Below are 5049 nucleotides of genomic sequence, written 5' to 3' on the forward strand. Positions count from 1 at the left end.
ACATTCCGAACCCGGAAGCTAAGCCTTACAGCGCCGATGGTACTGCAGGGGGGACCCTGTGGGAGAGTAGGACGCCGCCGAACAATTATTCAGAAAAGCCCCTGATCCACTCGGATCAGGGGCTTTTCGCATTTCCGGTCCGGATGGGCCCGACAGGCCGGCTCCGGTGCCTCCGGACCCTCCCGGACGACCCCCGCCGAGTGGCTGGTCCACCGTCAATATGCCGCTAAAACCGCCTGATCAGCGCACTGATCAGCGGAAAATCGCGTCGCACACCGTAGTCTCGAAGGCAAGGGGAACAGGTGTCCGGGGATGTCCTCCGGGCCGGGTCGGATCAAGAATGGTGCTCATGGGACGAGGCAGGCTGCGCATCTACCTCGGGGCAGCCCCCGGGGTCGGCAAGACGTACGCCATGCTCGCCGAGGCGCACCGGCGCCAGGAGCGTGGCACGGACGTCGTGGTCGCGTTCGTGGAGGACCACGGCCGCCGACGGACCGCGGACATGGTCGCCGGGCTGGAGGTGGTGCTGCGCCAGCAGGTGGTGCACCGCGGCGCCCGTTTCTCCGAGATGGACCTGGACGCCGTCCTCGCCCGCCGCCCGCAGGTGGCCCTGGTGGACGAGCTGGCCCACACCAACGTCCCCGGCTGCCGCAACGAGAAGCGCTGGCAGGACGTCGAGGAACTGCTGGCGGCCGGGATCGACGTGATCTCCACCGTCAACGTCCAGCACCTGGAGTCGCTCGGCGACGCGGTCGAGGGCATCACCGGGGTGCGCCAGCGCGAGGCCGTGCCGGACGAGGTGGTCCGGCGGGCGGATCAGATCGAGCTGGTGGACATGTCCCCGCAGGCGCTGCGGCGGCGGCTGGCGCACGGCAACGTGTACGCGCCGGAGAAGATCGACGCCGCCCTCGCGAACTACTTCCGTCCGGGCAACCTGACCGCGCTGCGCGAGCTGGCGCTGCTGTGGACCGCGGACCGGGTGGACGAGTACCTCCAGAAGTACCGGGCCGAGCAGGGCATCGAGGGCACCTGGCAGGCCCGGGAGCGGATCGTGGTGGGCCTGACCGGCGGGCCCGAGGGGGCGACGCTGATCCGCCGGGCGGCCCGGATCGCCGCCCGGGTCTCCGGCGGTGAGCTGCTCGCCGTGCACATCTCCCGCTCGGACGGGCTGGTGGGCTCCGGCTCGCCGCAGACGCTGATCGAGCAGCGCGTGCTGGTGGAGAGCCTCGGGGGTTCCTTCCACGCGGTCCTCGGCGACGACCCGGCCGGCGGGCTGCTGGACTTCGCCCGGGGCGTGAACGCCACCCAGATCGTGCTGGGCACCAGTCGGCGGCCCGCCTGGCAGTACCTGTACGGGCCGGGCGTCGGCACCACGGTGACCCGGGAGGCCGGGGACATCGACGTCCACATGGTCACCCACGAGCACGCCGGGCACGGGCGGCGCGGCAAGATACCGGTCCGCCGGATCACCGACCTGGGCCGTACCCGGACGGTCGCCGGCTGGCTGATCGGGCTGGTCGGCCCCCCGGTGCTGGCGATCGTGCTGACCGCGATCGGCGGGCTGGGGCTCTCCACCGACATGCTGCTGTTCCTGTCGCTGACGGTGTGCGCGGCGCTGGTCGGCGGGCTGCTGCCGGCGATCGGCTCGGCGCTGGTCGCCTCCTCGGTGCTGAACTACTACTTCACCCCGCCGCTGCACACCTTCACCATCAACGAGCCGCAGAACATCATGGCGGTGGCGATATTCACCATCGTCGGCATCTCGGTGGCATCGGTGGTGGACCTCGCGGCCCGGCGCACCCAGCAGGCGGCCCGCAGCCAGACCGAGGCGCAGACGCTCAGCGCGCTGGCCGGCACGGTGCTGCGCGGCGCGCCCAACGGCGACGGGGTGCTCACCGCGCTGATGGAGCAGGTGCGGGAGACCTTCGGGCAGGAGAGCGCCGCGCTGCTGGAGCGGCCCGATCCGCTCGCGCCCTGGGTGCCGGTGGCCTCCGCCGGCCCGCGCCCGCCGGAGCGGCCGGAGGAGGCCGACGTGGACGTCCCGGTCGGCGACAGCCTGGCGCTGGTGCTGCGCGGCCGGGTGCTGCCCGGGGCGGACCGGCGCCTGCTCGGGGCGTTCGCCGCGCAGGCCGCCGTGGTGCTGGAGCGCCGCCGGCTGGCCCGGGAGGCCGCCGAGGCCCGCCGGGAGGCCGAGGGCAACCGGATCCGGACGGCTCTGCTGGCGGCGGTCTCGCACGACCTGCGTACCCCGCTGGCGGGCATCAAGGCCTCGGTGAGTTCGCTGCGTTCGGCCGACGTCGACTGGGACCCGGAGGACGAGGCCGAGCTGCTGGCCGGCATCGAGGCCGGGGCGGACCGGCTGGACCACCTGATCAACAACCTGCTCGACATGAGCCGCCTGCAGACCGGTACCGTCACCCCGCTGATCCAGGAGACCGACCTGGACGAGGTGGTGCCGTTCGCGCTCGGCGGGGTGCCGCTGGAGTCCGTCCGGCTGGAGGTGCCGGAGACGCTGCCGATGGTCCGGGCCGACGGCGGGTTGCTGGAGCGCTCGCTGGCCAACCTGGTGGAGAACGCCGTCAAGTACAGCCCGGACGGCGTCAAGGTGCTGGTCAAGGCCGACGAGCTGCGGCAGCCGGGGCGGCCGGCCCGGGTCGAGCTGCGGATCGTGGACCGCGGCCCGGGGGTGCCGGAAGAGGCGAAGGAGAAGATCTTCGCGCCGTTCCAGCGGTACGGGGACGCGCCGCGCGGTGCCGGGGTGGGCCTCGGACTCGCGGTGGCGCGCGGTTTCGTCGAGGCGATGGACGGTACCGTCACCGCCGAGGACACCCCGGGCGGCGGCCTCACCATGGTCGTCAGCCTGCCGGTGGTCGACCGGCCGCCCGAAACGGGGGAGCCGGGCGGCGAGGGTGGCGGTCCGCTCCCGGAGCTGATCACCTGAGAACCGGCGGCGCACCGGCCGGGCCGGGCGCCCCTCCCCGGGGCCGCGCGCCGCAGCGAAAGTCGTAGAGCCAGTCCCCAGTCCGTAAGTCAGACAGCCCCGAAAGGCGGAGCCCGCACATGACCCGGGTCCTCGTCGTGGACGACGAACCGCAGATCGTCCGCGCGCTGGTGATCAACCTCAAGGCCCGCAAGTACGAGGTGGACGCGGCCCATGACGGCGCGAGCGCCTTGGAGCTGGCCGCGGCCCGCCATCCGGACGTGGTCGTCCTCGACCTGGGCCTGCCCGACATGGACGGGGTCGAGGTGATCCGCGGCCTGCGCGGCTGGACCCGGGTGCCGATCATCGTACTGTCGGCCCGGCACGCCTCGGACGAGAAGGTCGAGGCCCTGGACGCCGGCGCCGACGACTACGTCACCAAGCCGTTCGGCATGGACGAGCTGCTCGCCCGGATGCGGGCCGCCGTGCGGCGGGCCGAGCCGGTGGCCGGGGAGGCCGACTCGCTGGTCGTCACCGAGTCCTTCACCGTCGACCTCGCGGCCAAGAAGGTCAACCGGGACGGCGCCGACGTCCGCCTCACGCCGACCGAGTGGCACCTGCTGGAGGTACTGGTCCGCAACGCCGGGCGGCTGGTCAGCCAGACCCAGCTGCTGCAGGAGGTGTGGGGCCCGGCGTACCGCACCGAGACCAACTACCTGCGGGTCTACCTCGCCCAGCTGCGCCGCAAGCTGGAGCGCGACCCCTCGCACCCGCGCCACTTCATCACCGAGCCGGGCATGGGATACCGGTTCGAGAGCTGACCCCGGCCGCCCCCGGCGGTCGAGCGACCTGCCGCCGGGGGGCCGGAACCCGGTACCCTTCCGACATGAGTGGTGACAACAGCAGCGGCCAGCCGCAGGGGCGGTTCCGCCGCATGCTCAGCCGGCTGACCTCCTCGGCCGAGGAGCTGGACGCCGAGGAGCTGCGTCAGGAGATCGCCGCGGAGTCCGGCTGCACGCCGATCGCCGGCTGCGGGGACCGCGATCTGGTCACCGTCGCGGGCACGCTGCGCACGGTGACGCTGCGCCCCCGGGCGGGTGTGCCCGCCCTGGAGGCCGAACTCTTCGACGGTACCGAGGCGCTGGACGTGGTCTGGCTCGGCCGCCGTTCGATCGCCGGGATAGAGCCCGGCCGCCGGCTGGTCGCCAGCGGCCGCATCGGTCACGCACGCGGGCGCCGCGTGCTGTTCAACCCCCGCTATGAGCTGCGTCCGGTCGGACACGGGAGCGAATGAGCGTGAGCAACCAGCCCGGCGGCGAGGCCGCCGCCCAGCTCGACCTGGCCGTCGATCCCGCGGACGCGGAGGCCGCCCGCAGGGCCGCCTCCAAGGAGGCTGCCGACACCGTGCTCCAGGCCTTCGGCGGCGTGCGCGGCATGATCGACATGACGCTGCCAGGCCTGGTCTTCATCGTCACCTACAACCTGACCCACCAGGTCAGCACCTCGGCCTGGGCCGCGCTGGGCCTGAGCGCCCTGTTCGTGGTGGCCCGGCTGGCGAAGCGGCAGACCATCCAGCACGCCTTCAGCGGGGTGTTCGGTGTCGCCCTCGGCGCCTGGATCTCGATGAAGAGCGGCAAGGCCGAGGACTTCTACCTGCCCGGCCTGCTCTGGAACGTCGGCTACTGCATCGCCCTGGCGGCCTCCGCGCTGGCGCGCTGGCCGATGATCGGGGTGATGCTCGGCCCGATCACCGGCGAGATGTTCACCTGGCGCAAGGAGAACCCGGGCCGCCTGGCCGCCTACACCAAGGCGACCTGGGCCTGGGTGCTGATCATGGGCCTGAAGCCGGTGATCCTCTTCCCGCTGTACTTCACCCACAACGTCAACCTGCTGGGCTGGCTGAAGGTCGCCCTCGGCATCCCGCCGATGCTGCTGGCGATGTACGTGACCTGGCAGATCCTGCTGAAGGCGCCGCCGCCGATCAAGGCACAGCTGGACGAGGAGGAGCCGGCGAAGTAGCCGCCTCCGGGCCGGCCGGGAGGCCGGTCCGAACGACGGAGAAGGGCCCCCACCCCCACGAGGGGTGCGGGCCCGTCCGCTGTGCCCGCGGGGCTACTGGGCGGCCGAGG

4 protein-coding genes and 1 rRNA gene are annotated in these 5049 nt (G+C 72.6%); all 5 read left to right on the forward strand.

Annotated elements, in window-relative coordinates:
• Positions 1–83: ribosomal RNA gene (gene rrf, locus ACFWJ4_RS40745) — 5S ribosomal RNA — on the forward strand; the annotation flags it as partial.
• Between the two features lie 266 nt (positions 84–349).
• On the forward strand, positions 350–2941 hold the full coding sequence (locus tag ACFWJ4_RS40750; protein WP_380554307.1) for an ATP-binding protein: 2592 nt from the start codon (positions 350–352) through the stop codon (positions 2939–2941).
• A 119-nt stretch (positions 2942–3060) separates the two neighbouring features.
• On the forward strand, positions 3061–3741 hold the full coding sequence (locus ACFWJ4_RS40755) for a response regulator (RefSeq protein WP_049657530.1): 681 nt from the start codon (positions 3061–3063) through the stop codon (positions 3739–3741).
• Between the two features lie 65 nt (positions 3742–3806).
• Complete coding sequence (locus ACFWJ4_RS40760; protein ID WP_359909898.1) at positions 3807–4214, forward strand: OB-fold nucleic acid binding domain-containing protein; 408 nt, start codon at positions 3807–3809, stop codon at positions 4212–4214.
• Positions 4215–4216: 2 nt separating this feature from the next.
• Positions 4217–4939: a DUF3159 domain-containing protein gene (locus ACFWJ4_RS40765; protein ID WP_359909901.1), complete on the forward strand. Its 723-nt coding sequence runs from the start codon at positions 4217–4219 to the stop codon at positions 4937–4939.
• Positions 4940–5049 lie beyond the last annotated feature (110 nt).

It is taken from the genome of Kitasatospora sp. NPDC127067 (genome assembly GCF_042724755.1).
In the GTDB taxonomy this organism is placed as follows: domain Bacteria; phylum Actinomycetota; class Actinomycetes; order Streptomycetales; family Streptomycetaceae; genus Kitasatospora; species Kitasatospora lactacystinica.